Genomic DNA, 18,193 nt, shown 5'->3' with positions numbered 1-18,193 from the left:
TTTTGAATACTGTATGCAATTGTTGTTTGAAAGGCAAAAACCCTCATGAAAGACAGATGCTTGGCGCTTTCGGTTTTTTTGACTCAGTTAATAGAATTTTTTTTAGTTTTTTTTGCACTGTGACAAGGCTAGTGACTGTTTTTCAATAGGTTAATCATTGACAATATAAGGTGACATTTTTGTTACCGGATTAACTCAGCTAACACGGCAACAGAATTGCGACTATTTTTTTAGAGTGACTGTTTTTTATTGAGGTAACACCATGCTTATTCGCCACAAGTTGTTACTGAGTGCCGCTGTTTCGATAGGCGCCTTGGTATTGATGTTTGCACTGCAGCAATATTCCAGCTCGGTGCAGACTGAACTGTCCATCGCCATCCAGAAAGTGGTTGAGCTGGACAAAGAAGTATTAAGCATGCGCAAGAATGAAAAGGATTTTTTTGGCCGCCAGGATCTCAAGTATGTCGAGATACATCAGCAGGAAGCACAGGCCACGGCGCAGTTGATGCAAGAGTTGGCGGTCATCTTCAAGGAGTATGATCTCCCCGAGGCACCGATAAACAGCTTTAACCGTGATTTGGCCAGCTACCGACAGTTGTTTGCCGGGGTGGTGAAATTGCAACAGGAGATAGGCCTGGATCCCAAGAGTGGCCTCTACGGTGAGTTACGCTCTGCGGTGCACAATGTCGAAAGCTTGGTGGCAGAACATAACGTGCCTGAGCTTATGGTGTTGATGCTGCAACTGAGGCGTAACGAGAAAGACTTTATGTTGCGGCGGGATCTCAGCTACCTCAATAAGTTTGATAGCAATATTGAACGCTTCAATGAAGCCTTGAGCGCCAGTTTGCTGGACTACAGTGTTCGTAGCAATATTGAGCAACTGATGAGCAAGTACCAGCAAAGCTTCAAGAGTTTGGTGGCCAAGGAACAGCAGCTGGGACTCGACGAGTCCAAGGGCATGATGGGGCAGCTGCGAGAGGCGATCTTTGCCACGGAAAGCTCATCCACCAAGCTGAGAGAGTTGGCGATAGCCAAGGTGGAAAACGAGCAGCAGAACAGCTTCATGCTGGGATTGGCGCTGTTTGGCCTGATCGCCTTGGTGCTGGTGATTAGCACTGTGGTGATTATCCGCAGCATCATGGGGCCGGTCGAGCGTATCACAGGCGTTATTTCCCGCATTGAGCAGCAAAAAGATCTGTCACTACGCTGCGATGTGGGCTCCAACGATGAACTGGGCATGATAGGACGTCATTTCAACAGCATGGTGGAGAGTTTCCAGAAGCTGATCGAGCAGGTTATCGAATCTGTTGATGCCATGCGCCAGTCCTGTGAAGAGCTGTCCCGCAATGCCATCAGCGCCTCGGAAGGTGTGTCCAAGCAGCTGAATGAAACCGATATGGTTGCCACAGCGATCACCGAGATGGGCGCCACCATAGACGAGATTGCCAAGAATACCGAACTGGCCGCCGGGAAGGCGGAGCAGACCCACCACAACGCCCAGGAAGGCCAGATTGGCGTTGAGGATACCATCAGCAAGATCCAGTCTTTGGCACAGCAGTTGGATGACTCGGCCAATGTGGTGGCCGAGCTTGAAAAAGACAGTCAGACCATAGGCAGCGTACTGGATGTGATCCGCGGTATCGCCGAACAAACCAATCTGTTGGCACTGAACGCTGCCATTGAGGCGGCCAGGGCCGGAGAACAAGGCAGAGGCTTTGCAGTGGTGGCCGATGAGGTGCGCAGTCTGGCGATGCGAACTCAGGAGTCGACCGAAGAGATTGCCAGCATCATTCAAACCCTGCAGAGCCGTACCCATTCGATTGTGGATATCATGGAGCAGAGTCAGAAGCAGGGCGGTGAGAGTGCCCAACAGGCGGCCAGTGCCGGCACCTTGCTTGCGCAGATCAATGCCGATGTCACCAATATCATGGACATGAGCACTCAGATAGCCGCCGCCATTGAAGAGCAAAGTATGGTGGCCGCCGAGGTGAACAAGAACGTGGTGGTGATCCGCGATATTGCCGAAGAATCGGCTCAGGCGGCAGAGGAGAATGCCACTGCATCCGATGAGGTTCGCCACCGCGCCGATTACCTGCATCAGGCGGTGAGCCAATTCAAAATCTAGCTTTCCAGGCACAGGCGAAAACCGCGGCATGTCCGCGGTTTTGTTTTAGTTGCAGTCGTAGTCTTTAGCGGTTGTGGCTCTTTTTTGCTCTGCTGTGCAGACGGCTTTTTTCGAGGAGTCTGTCAGGGATTGAAGTAAAGGTTTTTGGTTCACAAAAGGCTTGGAGCTGGCAGGGAATAAAAAATAGGCCCCGAAGGGCCCTCAGCGAGTTAGAGTCGGAAGCGGGCCACTTCGGCGCGCATGTTTTCCGCCAGATGGCTTAAGTTGCTGACCGACTCGGTCAACTCGTTGGCTGCCTGGGCCGATTGTTGGGTGATGTCGCTTATTGCCATAATGCTGCGATTGATATCCTCCGCCACACTGCTTTGCTCTTCGGCTGCGGTGGCGATATGAGTATTGAGCTGGGCGATGGAGTCGACTGACACCACTATCTCTTTCAAGGCCTCGCCGGCCATATTGGCCTTGCTGTTGGCCTGCTCGACCTGAGTGATGCCTTGCTCCATGGCTGTCACCGCCTCCTGCACACCTGTCTGCAGGGTGGCTATCATGGACTCAATCTCCTGGGTTGAGCTGTGGGTGCGACTGGCAAGGGTTCTTACCTCATCGGCCACCACGGCAAAACCCCGGCCCTGCTCGCCGGCCCTGGCCGCTTCAATGGCGGCGTTCAGTGCCAGCAGATTGGTCTGCTCGGCAATTCCCTTAATCACATCCAGTACCCTGCCTATGTTTTGGCTTTCATTGGCCAGATGGGTGATCACCTGCGCCGTACCCTGAATTTGCGCTGAGAGTGCCACCATGCTGGCAATCGACTCCTGCACTATTGAATCGCCATTGGCGGCACTGGCATCGGCGCTGTGGGCCGAGTCGGCAGCGGCCGTGGTACTTTGGGCTACTTCGGAGACTGTGGCGGTCATTTCATTCATGGCGGTAGCCGTCTGCTCTGTCTCGGCCTGTTGTCTGTGCATGCGCTCGTTGGTTTGTTGGGTGAAGCTTGAGAGCTCGGTCGCCGAGTCGCTGACCGTATTGGCGGCATTGGCAATGTTGTTGAGTATCCCCCTGAGGTGAGATATCACATCTCTTAAGTTATCGGATATCTGCCCCAGCTCGTCGGCGTTGAAGGTTTTGAACTGCACGGTTAAGTCTGAGTCACTGCGAATTTTCTTCAGCTGGGTGAGAATATCGCCTATGGGTAACATGACGCTGCGATTGACCCAAACACTGAGCAGCAAGCTGGCGATAATTGCCACACTGACCAGAGAGATAAACAGCACAACGGAAGAGGAGTAAAGGTTCTGAGCCTGATCTCTTTCCTGCCTGGCGACATCCAATTGCAGGGTCACCAACTCGGCAATCTTGCCACTGATGGGGTCTATCACCTGATAGAGAGGAATAATTTCCTGGCTGAGCTGGCCCTGAATATTACCGCTCATGGTGGCCAATTTATTTTGCAGACGTTTTATTTGCTCATCGGCGGGAATAAACAGCCGCTTGGCCTCATTGACCAGTTGTGACTCTCTGGCGGTTAACTGAGTAGCTGTGTAGTCCTGCCATCTCTGTTTGATGCTCTTGTCTGCTTCATCCAGTGCGGTTCTGGCTTGTTCGGCACTGAAGTCTCCGGCATTGGCCTTATTGATGGCATCTATGACAAAGACGGCATAATCATCGCCAATGCTTTTGAGATCTTTGAGTGGTACAACCCGGTCGCTGTAGATATTTTCTACCCCTGAGTCGATTTTGTTCATGATATTGATGGCGATACCACAGAGTAGCAGCATCAAGAGAAGAGGCACGGCCATACCGAGCAACATCTTGTGTTTCAGTTGTAACTTCATGCTTGAGAACCTTAGTCCAGAGGGTAATACATCCTTGGATCAGGCTCTGTCATTCCAATTTGTTGAGCCATACAAAAGGTATAGCAAAAAAGTATGAAGCGCGTGAGACGAGAGAGAGGCAAATTTTGGATACAAAAAAACCTCGCATCGCGAGGTTTAAATGATTGGTACAGGTGAGAAGACTTGAACTTCCACGCCCGTGAGGGCACCAGCACCTGAAGCTGGCGTGTCTACCAATTCCACCACACCTGCACACTTAGAGTCTAACGTACAGCTAACTATTATTGCAAAGTGGTACAGGTGAGAAGACTTGAACTTCCACGCCCGTGAGGGCACCAGCACCTGAAGCTGGCGTGTCTACCAATTCCACCACACCTGCACTGTACTGCCTTGCAATTTCCTCAGTCGCCTGAGCACCTTAAAGTTGAAGGTGGTGCCCGAACCCGGAATCGAACCAGGGACACGCGGATTTTCAATCCGCTGCTCTACCAACTGAGCTATTCGGGCGACGGCGTGCATTAAAAGACTTTTACGGTTTTGAGTCAACTCTTTTCTGATAAATATTTCAAAATATCGCGTGTTTGAGCAAGTTTTACTCGAAAAGGCGCGTATTGCTTAGCTTTTGAGCGAAAGCCGCGTCATTACTGGGCTAGGGGTGAATTAGCCAAATCGAAAACTCGACCTGGAAAGCCGGATCCTGAAGCTTAAGGGGGGCAGGGCTTGGTCTTGCTCTGAAAACAAAACGCCCCACGTGAAAGTGGGGCGTTAAGGGATTAATCCTTGAGGAGGTCATTCCCCGGATAGTTGGCACGCATGACAGTGAGTACGTGCTGTTTTAACTGCTCCTGACCCAGCTCATCGTAGGCGGTGGCCATGATCTCAAGGGCGCGCTCTATCGATGGGGTGCCTGGATAGGTTTCCATTACAGACTGGGCCCTGATGGCGGCTGCGCTCCAGGCATTCATTTTCAGGTAGTATTCGGCCACTTTAACCGAATACAGCGCCAGACGATTCTTCAGGTGCTGCATTCTCTTCTGGGCGTCGGCCGCATACTTGCTGTTGGGATAAGTCTTGATCAGACGCTCGAAGTCCTTGAAGGCATCGAGGGCAAACTGAGGATCCCTGTCGCTTCTGTCTATATTGAGCATGTCATGGAACAGATAGTTGTCGGCCTGCATATTCACCAGTCCACGCATATAGTAGACATAGTCAATATCCGGGTGGGTGGGGTTGAGGCGGATAAATCTGTCGATGTTGGCGACTGCCGACGGGGTATCATCCAACTTATAGTAGGCATAAATCAGATCCAGCTGAACCTGAGTCTTGTGTGGGCCAAAGGGGAAGCGGGAATCCAATGCCTCCAGTGAACGCACAGCCTTGGTATAGTTACCCAGCTCCATAGAGGTGCGGGCCTGGGAGTAGAGAACGTCCGGAGACAGCTTGCTGGTAATTAAGTCGTCTTCCGGTTTGCTGCTACAGGCCACAATGGCCAGCGAAAAAAAGGCTATGGCAGCGCCTTTGGCAATATTATGCATACTTGAATTCGATTCTTGAGTAAGTTGTAGTTAAGAATTTTTCCATTTCACGATAAAATGGCCGATTCCGAGTGTACCAGAAAGTACACAGTTTTTGACCCCATTAACTGGGGACGGTTCCTATGACGCAAGAGATTAATCTAAAAAGCGAGATATCAGCAACCCAAACCGGTCTGAGATTGGATCAGGCTTTGGCCGAGTTGTTTCCCGATTACTCCCGTACCAGGATCAAGGAATGGATCCTCGATGGCAAAGTGTCCGTTGATGGTACTGTGGTAAACAAGCCCAGAGAGAAGGTGTTGGAATCTCAGGAGATAGAGGTTCAAGCCACTCTGGAAGAAGAGGTGCACGCCGAGGCTCAGGCTATCGATCTGAATATCGTCTATGAAGATGACCATATATTGGTGATCAACAAGCAGGCGGGTTTAGTGGTGCATCCCGGTGCCGGTAACAGTGATGGCACTTTGATGAACGCCCTGCTGCATCATTGCCCCGAGATAGAACATGTGCCCAGAGCCGGTATTGTCCATCGTCTCGATAAGGACACCACAGGCCTGATGGTGGTAGCCAAGACAGTTGAGGCCCAGACTCATCTGGTGGCGGCGCTGCAGGCGCGCGACATTACCCGTGAGTATGAAGCCATAGTGCTGGGCACCATGACAGCCGGTGGTACAGTGGATGAGCCTATCGGGCGTCACCCCACCAAGCGTACTCATATGGCGGTGCACCACAGTGGTAAGCCGGCGGTGACTCACTATCGTGTGGCGGAAAAATTCCGCGCCCATACCCGCTTGCGCTTGAGGCTGGAAAGTGGCCGGACTCACCAGATCCGCGTGCATATGGCTTATATAGGTCATGTGTTGGTGGGCGATCCCGTCTATGGTGGTCGTCCAAAACCCCCCAAGGCCGCCAGTGAAGCCTTCTTCGAAGTGCTGAAAAACTTCAAGCGCCAGGCGCTGCATGCAGTGCGACTGGAGTTGGTGCACCCCATCACCTGTGAGCTGATGAGCTGGCAGGCACCTATCCCCGAGGATATGGTCGAGCTGACCAAGGCGCTGCGTAAAGACACCGAAGAGCATCCGCCGGAGTATCTGTAACATGTACGGCTGCCACTGGCCGCTGCCGGCCAATGTCAGAATCGCCATGACCCAGCGTCATGGCGGTGTCAGCCAGCCGCCGTTTGACAGCCTGAATCTGGGGCTGCATGTGGGTGATGATCCCGCATCTGTGCAGGCCAACCGTGCTTTATTGGCAAAGCGGCTGGCTCTGCCCTGCGAGCCGGCGTGGCTGGAGCAGGTCCATGGCACAGAGGTGGTCGACCTGGCGCGTGACCCCCTAAGGATTGCCGATGGCAGCTATAGCGACAGCAAGGCGCATGTGGCCGTGGTGATGACCGCCGATTGCCTGCCCGTACTTCTGTGTGACAGTGCAGGCACCCAGGTGGCGGCGCTGCACGCCGGCTGGCGCGGCCTGTGTGATGGCGTCATTGAAGCGGGAATAGCCCGTTTTCGTCCTGGCTCCGAGCTTATCGCCTGCCTCGGACCGGCCATAGGCAAAACTGCCTTCGAAGTAGGCGGTGAAGTGCGCGCCGATTTCTGCGATAAAGACCCCAGGGCCGACGACTGCTTTGTGGCCAAGGGGGACAAGTTTCTCGGCGATCTGCAGGGGCTTGCCAGGCTCAGATTGCAGCAGGCGGGTGTTCGGCAGGTATATGCCTTGGATGCTTGCACCTATAACAACAAAGACTATTTTTCCTACCGCCGAGACGGTCGTACCGGCCGTATGGCCTCGCTTATTTGGCTCACTGATTGAGTGGTTATTTCATTCGTCTGACTTGAAATTAGTTAAAGCATCCCCATCTTTAAGCTAACAAAGTAATACCTTATTTTGAGAGTTTCAGGAGGCTGTATGCGACTCGATCGTATGACCAATAAATTTCAGCTTGCTATCTCGGATGCCCAATCTCTGGCTCTTGGCCGTGACCATCAGTTCATAGAACCCGTCCATTTGATGATGGCTTTGTTGAATCAGGATGGCGGTTCAATTCACCCGCTGTTGACCCAAGCCGGTATCCAGGTCAGCACTCTGCGTTCCCTGGTAAGTCAGGAGCTGGAGCGCTTGCCTCAGGTGGAAGGCACAGGCGGTGATGTTCAGTTATCCCAGGCGCTGATACGTTTGCTGAATCTGTGCGACAAGCTGGCACAGAAGCGCAAAGACAAATATATCTCCAGTGAGCTGTTTATTCTGGCTGCACTGGAAGGTAACGACACCCTGGCACAGTGCCTCAAGCAGGCCGGTGCCACCAAAGAGCTGATGGAGAAAACCATCGAAGCCGTGCGTGGCGGCCAGAAGGTGGACGATCCCAATGCTGAGGATCAGCGCCAGGCGCTAAAAAAATACACCATAGATCTGACCGAGCGTGCCGAGCAGGGCAAGCTGGATCCTGTTATTGGCCGTGACGATGAAATTCGCCGCACAGTGCAGGTATTGCAGCGTCGCAGCAAGAACAACCCTGTGCTTATCGGTGAGCCCGGTGTGGGTAAGACCGCCATTGTCGAAGGGCTGGCGCAGCGTATCGTCAATGGCGAGGTGCCCGAAGGCATCAAGAATAAACGGGTATTGTCGCTGGATCTCGGCGCATTGGTGGCCGGTGCCAAATACCGTGGTGAGTTTGAAGAAAGACTCAAGGCTGTGCTCAACGAGCTGGCTCAGGAAGAGGGCCAGGTGATCCTCTTTATTGACGAGCTGCATACTATGGTGGGCGCGGGTAAATCCGATGGCGCCATGGATGCGGGTAATATGCTCAAGCCGGCACTGGCCCGCGGTGAGCTGCACTGTGTCGGTGCCACGACTCTGGACGAGTATCGTCAGTATATTGAGAAGGATGCGGCGCTGGAGCGGCGCTTCCAGAAAGTCCTGGTGGATGAGCCCAGTGTCGAGGATACCATCGCTATTCTGCGTGGTCTGAAAGAGCGCTACGAGCTGCACCACCATGTGGAAATTACCGATCCGGCGATTGTGGCGGCGGCGACCATGTCCCACCGTTATGTGTCAGATCGTAAGCTGCCTGACAAGGCCATCGACCTTATCGACGAAGCCGCTTCCAGCATTCGGATGCAGATAGACTCCAAGCCGGAGCCGCTGGATCGCCTCGAACGCCGAATCATTCAGCTCAAGCTGGAAGAGCAGGCGTTGGCGAAGGAAAACGATGAGGCCAGTCGTAAGCGTCTCGAACATCTGCGCAGCGAGCTGGTGGAAGTGGAGCAGAAGGCTGCCGAACTTAATGAGATTTGGCACACAGAGAAAGCAGCGCTGGCGGGCACTCAGCATATCAAGGCGGATCTGGAGCAAGCCAGACTGGATATGGAAGTGGCGCGCCGCGCCGGTGATTTGACCCGGATGTCCGAGCTGCAATATGGCCGCATCCCCGAGCTGGAGAAACAGCTGGATCTGGCGTCTCAGGCCGAGATGCAGGATATGACCTTGCTGCGTAACAAGGTCACGGATGTTGAAATTGCCGAGGTACTTTCCAAGGCGACCGGGATCCCGGTTTCCAAGATGCTCGAAGGCGAGCGGGAAAAACTGCTGCATATGGAAGATGCGCTGCATGAGCGGGTGATAGGCCAGGATGAGGCGGTCGATGCCGTGGCCAACGCTATTCGTCGTAGCCGCGCGGGTCTGGCCGATCCTAACCGGCCCATAGGCTCCTTCCTGTTCCTCGGCCCCACCGGGGTAGGTAAGACAGAGCTGTGTAAGTCGCTGGCCAAGTTCCTGTTCGACACAGAGAGCGCCATGGTGCGGATAGATATGTCCGAATTTATGGAGAAACACTCAGTCTCCAGGTTGGTCGGGGCGCCTCCGGGCTATGTGGGTTATGAGGAAGGGGGTTACCTCACCGAAGCGGTGCGCCGTCGTCCCTACTCGGTGATCCTGCTCGATGAGGTGGAAAAGGCACACCCGGATGTGTTCAACATACTGCTGCAGGTACTGGATGATGGCCGCCTGACCGATGGTCAGGGTCGTACGGTTGACTTCCGTAACGCCGTGGTGATTATGACCTCGAACCTGGGTTCCGACATTATCCAGGAGCAGTTCAGTCACCAAAGTTACGATGAGATGAAGGCTCAGGTGATGAATGTGGTGCAGCACCACTTCCGCCCCGAGTTCCTAAACCGGATCGACGAAACCGTGGTGTTCCACCCGCTGGAGAGCGAGCATATCAAGAGTATTGCCGCGATTCAGGTCGAGTCGCTGCGCCAACGTCTGGCAGAAAAAGAGTTCGAGCTGGAGATCACAGATGCCGCTCTGAGCTTTATCGCCAGAGCCGGCTTCGACCCTGTGTATGGTGCAAGGCCGCTTAAGCGGGCACTGCAGCAAGAGGTGGAAAACCCACTGGCGCAAAAGCTGCTTAGAGGCGAGTTACTGCCTGGGCAGCCGATCAAGGTGGACTATCGCGACGACAACTTGGTGTTTGAGCAGTAATCACACCATAAACAACACAGCAAAAAGGAGCGCTTTGAGCGCTCCTTTTTTACTTGGGTTAAACGACAAATTCAACTGATGGGTTTTAATCCGTCGTCTTAAGCCTATCAGTGACTGCGGGCTACGGCGATTTTGGCCAGGCTTATCAGCGCCAGCTTGTAGTCGGACTCAGGCAGCACCGAAAGGGCTTCTATGGCCTTGTCAGACTCTTCATAGGCCCTTTGTTGGGTATATTCCAATGCGCCACAGGTGTTGAGCGCATCTATTATCGCCTCGATATGCTCGGTGCCGTCACCTTGTTCAATCGCCTGGCGGATCATCTGCCGCTGTGGCTCTGTCCCGTGGGCGATGGCGTAGATGAGTGGCAGTGTGGGTTTACCTTCGGCTAGGTCATCACCTATGTTCTTGCCCAGCTCTTCGGCGTCGGCAGTATAGTCCAGCAGGTCATCGGTTAACTGGAAGGCGGTGCCCAGGTATTTGCCATAGTCGGCCAGCGCCGTTTCCATTTCGCTGTCGCAGCCGGCCAGCACACCGGCAAGACGGGTTGCTGCTTCAAACAACTTGGCTGTCTTGCAGTAAATAACCCGCATATAGCTGGCTTCTGTGGTATCCGGATCGTTGCAGTTCATTAACTGCAGCACTTCACCCTCGGCCAGTACGTTAGTGGTATTGGCCAGTACCTGCAGTACCTTCATCGACTCCAACTCGGTCATCATCTGGAAAGAGCGGGTATAAAGGAAGTCGCCGACCAGCACGCTGGCACTGTTGCCAAACAGGGCGTTGGCGGTTTCCCGTCCACGGCGCAGAGTAGATTCATCCACCACATCGTCGTGAAGCAGCGAAGCCGTATGAATAAACTCTATAATAGCAGCCAGCTTCAGGTGTGCTTCACCTCTATAGTCGAGTGATCTGGCCGCCAGAATCGACAGTAACGGCCGCATACGCTTGCCGCCACCGTTGATGATGTAGAACCCCAATTGATTGATCAGGGCAACATCAGATTCGAGTTGTTTGTAGATCAGTTGATTGACGGCTTGCATGTCGGCGTCAGCCAGCTGACGGATAGCAGTTAAATCCATAGTAGACTCTAGGTATGAAGGAACGCCGAATCGGCAGCTCCCGATAAGCTTAAATATTTTAATAGACCGAAGTTTACCTAAAATTAATGAACAAGACAGTAGCAGAGAGATCAATGTGCGAGTTAATCCGGTCTTTTTTTCTTCTTCGTCAATTAGGGCTTGCCAGTAAAGGATTCTTCGCGTAAACTCCGCGCCCATTGTCATTAAAGTTTTTGTAGCACCCAGCCTCATAGAGATGAGCCGGCGTGTTAAGAATTTCGGAGTAAAATAGCTATGTACGCTGTTTTTCAAAGTGGTGGTAAGCAACACCGTGTTGCTGAAGGCCATACTGTTCGTTTGGAAAAAATTGAAGTTGCCACTGGTGAGACTATCGAGTTCGATCAAGTTCTGCTGATCGCTGATGGTGAAAACGTCCAAGTGGGTACCCCTCTGGTAGCAGGCGGTAAAGTTGTGGCTACTGTTGTTAGCCATGGCCGTGGTGAAAAGGTAACTATCCAAAAGTTCAACCGTCGTAAGCACCACGAGAAGAAAATGGGCCACCGTCAGTGGTTCACTGAAGTTAAAATCACTGCTATCAACGCTTAATAGGAGTCTGACTCATGGCACACAAAAAAGCTGGCGGTTCTACTCGTAACGGCCGCGATTCAGAAAGCAAACGTCTTGGTGTAAAGCGCTTCGGCGGCGAATCAGTTCTGGCTGGTAACATCATTGTTCGTCAACGTGGTACTAAATTCCACGCAGGTGTTAACGTAGGTATCGGTCGTGACCATACTCTGTTTGCCCTGACTGACGGCAAAGTTAAGTTTGAAGTTAAAGGTCCTAACAACCGTAAGTTCGTTAGCATCGAAGACTAATCTTCAAACCAGAATTGCTTGAGCCCCGCCATTGGTGGGGCTTTTGTTTTGGGCGAAAGCCATAGTTTCTGTTTTTTGGCGCCTTGCAGGGTTAGGCAGTATAATTGCCCCATTCCGTGGTGCCAGGAGTATGTATGAAGTTTGTCGATGAGGCAGTGATCAGAGTTGAAGCTGGAGATGGTGGCAGTGGCTGCGTCAGCTTCAGACGTGAAAAGTACGTGCCGGATGGTGGTCCAGACGGTGGCGATGGTGGCGACGGTGGCAGTGTTTATCTGCAAGCCGACGAAAACCTCAACACCCTGATTGACTATCGTTTTGAGCGTTTCCATATGGCCGAGCGCGGTGAAAACGGCCGCGGCCGTGACTGTACCGGTAAAGGTGGCCAGGACTTGGTACTCAAGGTACCTGTGGGTACCCGGGCGGTTGATGAAGAAACCGACGAAGTACTCGGTGACCTGACCAAGCATGGTCAGAAGCTGTTGGTGGCCAAAGGTGGTTTCCACGGTCTTGGCAATACCCGCTTCAAGAGCAGTGTTAACCGTGCCCCCAGACAAAAAACGCTGGGCACCCCCGGTGAAGTGCGTAGCTTGCGTCTTGAGCTGATGCTGTTGGCCGATGTGGGCCTGCTGGGTATGCCAAATGCAGGTAAATCGACCTTTATTCGGGCGGTTTCCCGCGCGACACCAAAAGTGGCCGATTATCCCTTTACCACCTTGGTTCCTAACCTGGGGGTAGTAAACCCACGTCCAGGGCAGAGCTTTGTAGTGGCAGATATCCCAGGGTTGATCGAAGGTGCCGCCGAAGGTGCCGGTCTGGGTATTCGCTTCCTCAAGCACCTTGAGCGTTGCCGTGTATTGCTGCATATCCTGGATATTGAGCCTATCGATGGCACCAGCCCGGCCGAAGCGGCCAAGGCGATTGTCACTGAGCTTGAAAAATACTCGCCCAAGCTGGCTTCCAAGCCACGTTGGCTGGTGTTCAACAAGACAGATCTGCTGCTGGAAGAAGAGCTGCAGGAAAGAGTCGACAGCATAGTCAAGGAGATGGGCTGGGAAGGGGATGTTTATACCATTTCGGCTTATACCCGTGAAGGCACCAAGGAACTGGCAGAAAAGCTCTATGACTTTATCAGCAGTCTGCCGGCGGAAGAGCAACAGCAAGATCCTGACGCCGATGTTGAGTTCAAATGGGACAACTACCATCAGGATAGCCTGGAAGATCTCAACGAAGACTATGATGATGAGTTCGACGATGACTTCGACGACGATGATTATGATGTTGAGGTTATTTACCAAAGATAATATCTGAGCGAGCCTGAACACCTGTGTACGCTGATACCCAAAATGATATCACCCGGCAGGTCGTCCGGGTTGCTCAGCTATTGCTGGCCTATGGCGCTGAATCTGAACTGGTTGAAGAGATCAGTCAGCGTCTTGGCCGGGCACTTGGCTTGGCCAGTGTCGAGCTATCCATCTCCTCCAATTCGCTGGTGCTCACCAGCTTGGTTTCCGGTCGTTGTATTACCACTACCCGGCGCATTCGCGAGCACGGCATCAATATGACAGTGGTGTGCGAGTTGCAACGCATTTGCCTGCTGGCCGAAAAAGGCCTCTATGGCCCCAATGAAGTCCGCAAACGTCTCGCCAGACTGCAACCCAAAACCTACCCCAAGTGGCTGCTTATCCCCATGATAGGCCTCTCTTGCGGCAGTTTTTGTCATCTGTTCGGTGGCGATCTGGCTGCATGCCTTTTCACTTTCTTTGCTTCTGTCATCGGCATGTTTGTGCGCCTGGCCATGGCGCAACGTCACTTCAATGTGTTGGTGAATTTTGCCGTGACCGCCTTTGTCACCAGCTTGGCAGCCCAGTTGGGGTATCTCTATCCTGTGACCCAAACCCCTGAGCTGGCGATGGCGGCCTCTGTGCTGATGCTGGTTCCCGGCTTTCCGATGATCAACTCGATATCGGATATGGTTAAAGGCCATATGAATGTGGGGATCTCCCGCTGGGGGCAGGCGACCTTGATGACAGTTTCCTCCGTGATAGGCATTACCATTGCCATGCAGCTTGGGGGGATTTTCCTGTGATGGACACTCTGTTGTTACTGCTGAATGATGCCTTTTTCTCGGCTATTCCCGCCATGGGCTTTGCCATGCTGTTTAATGTTCCCAGGCGTTATCTGCTTTACTGTGCTCTGGCCGGGGCCATAGGCCACAGCTCAAGGACCTTGATGTTGCAGTTTGGCTTGCCGATAGAGTGGGCCACCTTTGCCGCTGCCGGCATCATAGGCATGGTGACTATTGCCTTTGCCAAGCGTCATCTGGCACCGCCGCTGCTGTATGCTGTGGCGGCGATTATCCCCATGATCCCGGGCTCCTATGCCTACAACACTGTGATTGCCCTGGTGCAATTGACCGCCCAGTCACAGCTCAGTACCGAGCTGTGGGAACAGGTGGTCACCAATGGCCTGAAAACCGTGTTTATTCTCGGGGCTTTGTCTGTCGGTCTGGCCATGCCCAGCCTGTTGTATTTCCGTACCCGCCCGGTGATTTAATCCAATAATAACAAGGAGCGTATATGCGCATCGCCATGATTGCCGCCATGGCCCATGACAGAGTCATAGGTAAAGACAACCAAATGCCCTGGCATCTGCCGGAAGATCTGCGTCATTTTAAACAGATGACTCTGGGAAAGCCGGTCGTAATGGGACGTAAGACTTTCGAATCCATTGGTCGTCCTCTGCCCGGGCGCCACAACATAGTGATCAGCCGCCAGAGCGACTATGCCCCGGAAGGTGTTACCCGGGTTTCTTCCTTCAAAGAGGCTGTGGAAGCGGCCGGAAACTGCGAAGAACTGGTGGTGATAGGCGGCGGCCAGCTCTACCGGGAAATTCTGCCTCAAGCCGATACGCTGTATCTGACAGAAATAGACTTGCAAGTGGAAGGGGACACCCGCTTTCCCGAATGGGACGATGGCAGTTGGCAGCAAATTCACGAGGAAAGTGGCCATAGTGTAAATGGGTTGGATTTTCGCTTTATCAATATGGTGAGAAAATGTTAAATTATGACGGACTTTTGAACCCTGAAACGTGAGTGGCGCCAGCCACGAGCCGATCCTTATGCCAAGAGTCCTCAGCAGATGCGTTTGCTGAGGACTCTTGGCATTAATAACAATTACAAAAAGGAGTGTCAGATGCGTCTGTTGCCCGTGGCCATTGCTGCGCTGATTGCTGTATCCTCAGTGTCAGTCCCCTCAACTGCTAAAGCCGAAGATCTGCTGGCTGCCAGTATCTGTGATTACGTCAAATCCAACGACAAAAACCGCCTGCGAAAGAAGCTGAAAGAAAACCGGATGAAGCTGCGTAACATCTATTCCGGGATCTCCTGTGACGGCGAAAGCCTGCTGCGAACCGCCTATCACAGCAACGCCGAAGATACCGGCGAGTTTATTGCCAAGCGCTTGTCAAAGACCGAGCTGGAAGTGGCGGAAGCCGATGGCAAGAGCATAGTCGACTGGGCCGAAGCCAATGGTTTTGGTGCCAGTATTATCACCCAAGCCATCAAAGAGCGTCTCGGTAGCTGAGGCTTCATTTGTAGGTGAGCCGCTGTGCCAGCGGCTTAAAGTCGTGGTGTTCCACACCACACCGGGCAAGGGGCTTTGCTTGTCCAAAGCCCCTTGCATCCCCAAGGACACCCCGACGTAGCCGAAATCCCCGCTGGCTTATGAAGCAAATTGGCTACACTCAGGACTCGCCAAATGCATCCATGCATAACGGCCAGCTCGCCTTCCTTGGCTCGCGCTCATGAACTTGTTGCTTCGCAACATTCACCTTGCTCGACCTTCGAGCCTCGACATCCCTGTCTCGGCTACGCCAATTTGCAACAACGCCAGCGGCGGCTCCGAAGGGGGAATTGGTGCAATTCTGCAATCATAGCGTTGCTTGAAATTGCTTATATACCTACAGACATACACCCATTTTCCAGGCGCAGGTGGAACTGTGACCTTCCGAGCCAGGGATGGCGAGGCAGAGCTTACAGGGACGTACTCACAACAACATCCTTGTTTAACGGCCAGCTCACCATCCCTGACTCGCGCTCGAAAGCATGTTGCTGCGCAACTCTCGCCGAGTCACAGTATCGCCTGTGCGAAAGGCAGTTCCCGGACGTCCTGTCCTTCACTGCATTCAGGCTTCCTGCCTATCCGCACCGCAGGTGATGGGCAACTGCTTAGCCAGGAGCTAAGACCTAGTTTATTGATGAGTTTTGGCTTAAAGCCATGATAGCCGCTGTGCCAGCGGCCTAAAGTCGTGGAGCTTCGCCCCACACCCGACCAAGAGAGGATCTGCAGCAATCCCCTCTTGGATCTCCCTTGCCGCCCCACACGGTGTCGAAAGCCCCTCGGCCTAATGGCGCAAATAACTAGCGCTTCAGACGCTCATCCCTGATTCGACTGTCGCTGCTTCGGCATCCATGCCTCAGCCACGTTATTTGCGCCAACGGCTTTCGGCGACACCGAGGGGGAATTAGTGCAATTCTGTTAGCCCTGAGTAGCTTGAACTATTTGAAAGATCTGCAGGCATACACCTCATTTTCAGGCACAGGCGAAATTGTGACCGTCGAAAACAGGGACGTTTTCGTCGAGGCTACATGGACGTATTCATGCCGTGTCACAGGATCGCCTGTGCGAAAGGCGCACCGCAGGTGATTAGCTACACCGTGGCCGGAAGCTCGGCTAGTACTAGGTGGGACTATGACTGTCAAAAACAGAGAATAATGCAAACACCCAGTCAATTCTGTTGCAAAAATAACCTAAATCAGGGTTTTGTTGCCTTTGTCAAAACTTGACCTTTGGCTAATTGTTTTAACATTCAATGCTGGCTATTGTATAACCAATTCAATACTTTGGATTTAGCACTTTCTTAAGCTTAGGGCCGAAAGCAACAACACTTTTCCGCATTAAGCGGAATTCAGGGACGAACAGAGTTTGGACCCGTGCGGTAGCCATGGCTTTACTTAACGTTTTTTGTCGGGCCTGAGTTGTAGGGCTTGGAGCGCTTATGACAAGCTCCTCAGAACTGATTTTCTATACAGTATTATTGCCGTTCCAGGAAAAAATCCCGGAAATTTGCAGCTAAGTTTGCGCGTTATTTCTGTAATATTTTAGAAAATACCATTAAATTCATAATGTTAAAAAATACAGCGGGTAGATAATAGGTTTGGAAACCGCGCATGCGCGTTTACACTCCTCCGAGGACTAAAACGCGCATGCGCACTATACAGCTGTTATGCGAAATAGATTATGAGCGATTACCTAAGAATTACAGCCGATCTCGAAGATGATGGAACCGTAGGTTTAACTGGCACCGTTTCATCTGAAGGGTTTTCTGGTACTGGTGAGGCTTGGTTTAATATCTCAGAGGTAAGGCAGTTTGTAAGCCAATTAGAGCATTTCGCTAAGACTACAGAAAACCCTCCAGAAATATCTGGCGGCAACTGGGATGGCAAAGGCAATTTACTGAACAAATTGTTTTCATTACGCTTTTATTCCTTTTCGAGTTTTCGTGCAGGTGTTCAAGTAGAGCTGGCTAACCACCCGTATACGGATTGTCGCCCAGAAGAAATCGCTAGCGTAAAACTAGAATTAAAGCCGGAAGCTCAAGCAATTATAAATTTTTGCGGTCAATTAAATGAGCTTTTATCTAATAATATTAGTGAGGCTAGTCTTGTTTGCTAGTCATCGCATAACAAGCAAAGGCAGCATCGCCCTGCGGGCTGGACGTGCTACCGCGCGCCGCTGCTTTGGGCGTTGATATGATTCCCATTGTCAAATAGATAAAAGTGTCCTTACCGGAGACCCAAAAATCTCCGGTAAGGACACTCTGACAGTCGGACTTTGGCGAGTAAGTGTCGGCGGTTGACCTTGCACTCTTTTGAATAGAGTCGCGCGAGTTTGGTTATTCGCATTACTTGTGTTCGCCGCAGGAGCCTTGCCTCAGTCTAGAAGCGCGGATGTGACCGCTTAACGCCCTCGAGGGTTGCTCGCACCGCTGCCGCCGTCCGGCGCTGCCAGAGTGATTTTTAAATGTAATTCAGTACGCTTGTTGTGGCATATCGGCATCAAAACCTTGGGCTAAATCCCAAATGTAGCCTGTCAGTTCGCGAGCTACAGCGGTAACGACCTTATTGTATTCTTTGCCTCTTGCTTTTAAGGCATGAAAGCGTCGACATAGGCGCTGCTGGATTTCCCATGAGCGAGTTTGCAGTTTGATAGAGTGCTCTTGTTGGCGA

General features: G+C 52.4%; 15 protein-coding genes, 3 tRNA genes and 1 pseudogene. 12 read left to right on the top strand and 7 right to left on the bottom strand.

The features are described from left to right. Positions 1 to 262 precede the first annotated feature (262 nt). Complete coding sequence (locus tag N512_RS0115185; RefSeq protein WP_025009057.1) at positions 263 to 2,125, top strand: methyl-accepting chemotaxis protein; 1,863 nt, start codon at positions 263 to 265, stop codon at positions 2,123 to 2,125. A 209-nt stretch (positions 2,126 to 2,334) separates the two neighbouring features. Here N512_RS0115185 and N512_RS0115180 read toward each other — a convergent pair whose 3' ends face one another. The 5 genes from N512_RS0115180 to N512_RS0115160 all read right to left on the bottom strand — a co-directional run bounded on the left by N512_RS0115180 (position 2,335) and on the right by N512_RS0115160 (position 5,492). Further along, on the bottom strand, positions 2,335 to 3,957 hold the full coding sequence (locus N512_RS0115180; RefSeq protein WP_028780878.1) for a methyl-accepting chemotaxis protein: 1,623 nt from the start codon (positions 3,955 to 3,957) through the stop codon (positions 2,335 to 2,337). A gap of 165 nt (positions 3,958 to 4,122) precedes the next feature. Beyond that, positions 4,123 to 4,209: transfer RNA gene (locus N512_RS0115175), tRNA-Leu, on the bottom strand. A 40-nt stretch (positions 4,210 to 4,249) separates the two neighbouring features. Continuing rightward, positions 4,250 to 4,336 (bottom strand) — tRNA-Leu (locus tag N512_RS0115170). A 52-nt stretch (positions 4,337 to 4,388) separates the two neighbouring features. Continuing rightward, a tRNA-Phe gene (locus N512_RS0115165) sits at positions 4,389 to 4,464 on the bottom strand. A 266-nt stretch (positions 4,465 to 4,730) separates the two neighbouring features. Further along, positions 4,731 to 5,492 (bottom strand): outer membrane protein assembly factor BamD, encoded by a 762-nt coding sequence (locus tag N512_RS0115160; protein WP_025012059.1) that lies wholly within the window; start codon positions 5,490 to 5,492, stop codon positions 4,731 to 4,733. Positions 5,493 to 5,614: 122 nt separating this feature from the next. Here N512_RS0115160 and rluD point away from each other — a divergent pair, with 122 nt between their 5' ends. The 3 genes from rluD to clpB all read left to right on the top strand — a co-directional run bounded on the left by rluD (position 5,615) and on the right by clpB (position 9,974). Then, complete coding sequence (gene rluD / locus N512_RS0115155; protein ID WP_025012060.1) at positions 5,615 to 6,589, top strand: 23S rRNA pseudouridine(1911/1915/1917) synthase RluD; 975 nt, start codon at positions 5,615 to 5,617, stop codon at positions 6,587 to 6,589. Between the two features lies 1 nt (position 6,590). Next, positions 6,591 to 7,304, top strand: coding sequence for a peptidoglycan editing factor PgeF (gene pgeF, locus N512_RS0115150; RefSeq protein ID WP_028780877.1), 714 nt, complete (start codon positions 6,591 to 6,593; stop codon positions 7,302 to 7,304). A gap of 96 nt (positions 7,305 to 7,400) precedes the next feature. Next, complete coding sequence (gene clpB, locus N512_RS0115145; RefSeq protein ID WP_028780876.1) at positions 7,401 to 9,974, top strand: ATP-dependent chaperone ClpB; 2,574 nt, start codon at positions 7,401 to 7,403, stop codon at positions 9,972 to 9,974. Positions 9,975 to 10,081: 107 nt separating this feature from the next. On the opposite strand, the gene ispB is transcribed toward clpB, so the two are convergent. Further along, on the bottom strand, positions 10,082 to 11,053 hold the full coding sequence (ispB, locus tag N512_RS0115140; protein WP_028780875.1) for an octaprenyl diphosphate synthase: 972 nt from the start codon (positions 11,051 to 11,053) through the stop codon (positions 10,082 to 10,084). A gap of 273 nt (positions 11,054 to 11,326) precedes the next feature. Here ispB and rplU point away from each other — a divergent pair, with 273 nt between their 5' ends. The 8 genes from rplU (at position 11,327) to N512_RS24425 (ending at position 17,639) form a co-directional block, all read left to right on the top strand. After that, a complete protein-coding gene (gene rplU / locus N512_RS0115135; RefSeq protein WP_025012063.1) occupies positions 11,327 to 11,638 on the top strand; it encodes a 50S ribosomal protein L21 in 312 nt (103 codons plus the stop codon). A 14-nt stretch (positions 11,639 to 11,652) separates the two neighbouring features. After that, positions 11,653 to 11,907, top strand: a complete 255-nt coding sequence (gene rpmA / locus N512_RS0115130) for a 50S ribosomal protein L27 (protein WP_011760936.1) — start codon at positions 11,653 to 11,655, stop codon at positions 11,905 to 11,907. A 134-nt stretch (positions 11,908 to 12,041) separates the two neighbouring features. Next, the gene (gene cgtA, locus N512_RS0115120; protein ID WP_025012064.1) at positions 12,042 to 13,208 is read left to right on the top strand and encodes an Obg family GTPase CgtA; all 1,167 of its coding nucleotides are present in this window, start codon (positions 12,042 to 12,044) and stop codon (positions 13,206 to 13,208) included. Between the two features lie 23 nt (positions 13,209 to 13,231). After that, on the top strand, positions 13,232 to 13,993 hold the full coding sequence (locus N512_RS0115115) for a threonine/serine exporter family protein (protein WP_025012065.1): 762 nt from the start codon (positions 13,232 to 13,234) through the stop codon (positions 13,991 to 13,993). Further along, complete coding sequence (locus N512_RS0115110) at positions 13,993 to 14,460, top strand: threonine/serine exporter family protein (protein ID WP_174840187.1); 468 nt, start codon at positions 13,993 to 13,995, stop codon at positions 14,458 to 14,460. The genes N512_RS0115115 and N512_RS0115110 overlap by 1 nt, the downstream gene beginning before the upstream one ends. A 23-nt stretch (positions 14,461 to 14,483) precedes the next feature. Continuing rightward, positions 14,484 to 14,966, top strand: a complete 483-nt coding sequence (folA, locus tag N512_RS0115105) for a type 3 dihydrofolate reductase (protein ID WP_025890098.1) — start codon at positions 14,484 to 14,486, stop codon at positions 14,964 to 14,966. 132 nt (positions 14,967 to 15,098) lie between these two features. Continuing rightward, positions 15,099 to 15,488, top strand: a complete 390-nt coding sequence (locus N512_RS0115100; RefSeq protein ID WP_025012068.1) for a DUF3718 domain-containing protein — start codon at positions 15,099 to 15,101, stop codon at positions 15,486 to 15,488. Between the two features lie 1,716 nt (positions 15,489 to 17,204). Next, positions 17,205 to 17,639 (top strand): hypothetical protein, encoded by a 435-nt coding sequence (locus N512_RS24425; protein WP_156029237.1) that lies wholly within the window; start codon positions 17,205 to 17,207, stop codon positions 17,637 to 17,639. Positions 17,640 to 17,994: 355 nt separating this feature from the next. Here N512_RS24425 and N512_RS24705 read toward each other — a convergent pair. Next, positions 17,995 to 18,193, bottom strand: a pseudogene (locus tag N512_RS24705) (hypothetical protein); the annotation flags it as partial.

It is taken from the genome of Shewanella sp. 38A_GOM-205m (genome assembly GCF_000518445.1).
GTDB lineage: Bacteria > Pseudomonadota > Gammaproteobacteria > Enterobacterales > Shewanellaceae > Shewanella > Shewanella algae.
Note: the sequence above shows the minus strand (reverse complement) of the source record. Positions and strands in the feature narration are given on the sequence as shown.